Source organism: Arthrobacter sp. E3 (genome assembly GCF_017353415.1).
Taxonomy (GTDB): Bacteria; Actinomycetota; Actinomycetes; order Actinomycetales; family Micrococcaceae; genus Specibacter.
In genome coordinates this window covers 1-2287 of record NZ_JAFMPX010000072.1, presented here as the reverse complement: position 1 = coordinate 2287, position 2287 = coordinate 1, and the positions used below count along the sequence as shown (strand labels likewise).

The 2287-nt window shown below is 64.0% G+C and carries 2 protein-coding genes; both read left to right on the top strand.

Features of this window, described 5'->3' with window-relative positions; all coding sequences use genetic code 11:
- Window positions 1–1257 (top strand): IS110 family transposase, encoded by a 1257-nt coding sequence (locus tag JMA46_RS16625; RefSeq protein WP_207346459.1) that lies wholly within the window; start codon window positions 1–3, stop codon window positions 1255–1257.
- The gene (locus tag JMA46_RS16620; RefSeq protein ID WP_210768814.1) at window positions 1254–2267 is read left to right on the top strand and encodes an IS110 family transposase; all 1014 of its coding nucleotides are present in this window, start codon (window positions 1254–1256) and stop codon (window positions 2265–2267) included. Before JMA46_RS16625 ends, JMA46_RS16620 begins: the two co-directional genes overlap by 4 nt.
- The last annotated feature ends 20 nt before the right edge of the window (window positions 2268–2287 follow it).

Here is a 2287-nt window from a genome sequence, read left to right as displayed (position 1 = left end):
ATGGAACTCATTCATGAACGGGCCGCAGGGATTGACATCTCCAAGCGGGATGCCAAGGTCGCCATCCGTGCACCCGGGAAACGGAAGAACTCGTTCGTCACGACCGTCACCACCTGGGGTGCGACGACGAACGCGATCCTTGCCCTGCGGGAGATGCTCCTTGATGCAGGAGTGACGACGGTGGTCATGGAAGCAACCAGTGACTACTGGCGCCCCTTCTACTACCTGTTCGAGGACGCCCTGCCGGTGATGCTGGTCAACGCCAAGGCGGCACGGAACATTCCGGGGCGGAAGACGGACGTCTCCGACTCAGCATGGCTGGCGCAATTAGGAGCCCACGGGCTCCTGCGGGCCTCGTTCGTGCCGGCGGAACCGGTGCGCCGCCTGCGGGATTTGACCCGGGCCCGCACGATAGCCACCCAGGACCGGTCCCGGGAAGGCCAGCGACTGGAGAAGTTCCTGGAAAGCTCCGGGATCAAGCTCTCCGCCACCGTCACGGACCTTATGGGAGTCTCGGCCCGGGCCATGCTCGAGGCCCTCGTCCACGGGGAACGCGACCCGCAAAAACTCGCCTCACTGGCCAGAGGGGTCATGAAGAAAAAGATCCCGGAGCTGGTCGAGGCCCTCACCGGCAGGTTCGAGGAACACCACGCCTTCCTCGTGCGGATGCACCTGGACCGCTACGATTCCCTCACCGCATCCATTGACTCGCTCACCGCCCGGATCGAGGAGGCGATGCTTCCCTTTCGCACCGAACGGGCCCTCTTGGAAACCATCCCCGGAGTCTCAACCCTGGTTGCGGATGTCGTGATCGCCGAGACCGGGGCGGACATGGCAACCTTTGAAACGCCGGGCCGGCTCGCCTCGTGGGCGGGCGTAAGCCCCGGGGCGAACGAGTCCGCCGGGAGGGTCAAGTCCACCCACACCCGGCACGGCGATTCCTACCTCAAGGGCGCACTGGGACAGGCGGCCCTGAACATTGCCCGCCACCCCAAGGGCACCTACCTGGGGGCCCGCTACCGGCACATCGCAGCCAGGCGCGGACGCATGAAGGCGATCGTCGCCACCGAACACGCCATCCTTGCCGCCATCTGGCAGATGTTCACCAACGGCGTCATCTACGACGACGTGGGTGAAAAATTCTTCATCCAGCAAAACCCCATCAAGGCCAAAAACAACGCCATCAAACGACTCCACGAACTCGGCTACAACGTCACACTCACCCCGACACCAAACGCAACCGACACCGCAGCCTGACTAACCTACTTTCGTGTCAGGCGGCACGGAACATTCCGGGGCGGAAGACGGACGTCTCCGACTCAGCATGGCTGGCGCAATTAGGAGCCCACGGGCTCCTGCGGGCCTCGTTCGTGCCGGCGGAACCGGTGCGCCGCCTGCGGGATTTGACCCGGGCCCGCACGATAGCCACCCAGGACCGGTCCCGGGAGGTGCAACGGCTGGAGAAGTTCCTGGAAAGCTCCGGGATCAAGCTCTCCGCCACCGTCACGGACCTTATGGGAGTCTCGGCCCGGGCCATGCTCGAGGCCCTCGTCCACGGGGAACGCGACCCGCAAAAACTCGCCTCACTGGCCAGGGGGGTCATGAAGAAAAAGATCCCGGAGCTGGTCGAGGCCCTCACCGGCAGGTTCGAGGAACACCACGCCTTCCTCGTGCGGATGCACCTGGACCGCTACGATTCCCTCACCGCATCCATTGACTCGCTCACCGCCCGGATCGAGGAGGCGATGCTTCCCTTTCGCACCGAACGGGCCCTCTTGGAAACCATCCCCGGAGTCTCAACCCTGGTTGCGGATGTCGTGATCGCCGAGACCGGGGCGGACATGGCAACCTTTGAAACGCCGGGCCGGCTCGCCTCGTGGGCGGGCGTAAGCCCCGGGGCGAACGAGTCCGCCGGGAGGGTCAAGTCCACCCACACCCGGCACGGCGATTCCTACCTCAAGGGCGCACTGGGACAGGCGGCCCTGAACATTGCCCGCCACCCCAAGGGCACCTACCTGGGGGCCCGCTACCGGCACATCGCAGCCAGGCGCGGACGCATGAAAGCGATCGTCGCCACCGAACACGCCATCCTTGCCGCCATCTGGCAGATGTTCACCAACGGCGTCATCTACGACGACGTGGGTGAAAAATTCTTCATCCAGCAAAACCCCATCAAGGCCAAAAACAACGCCATCAAACGACTCCACGAACTCGGCTACAACGTCACACTCACCCCGACACAAAACGCAACCGACACCGCAGCCTGACTAACCTACTTTCGTGTCAG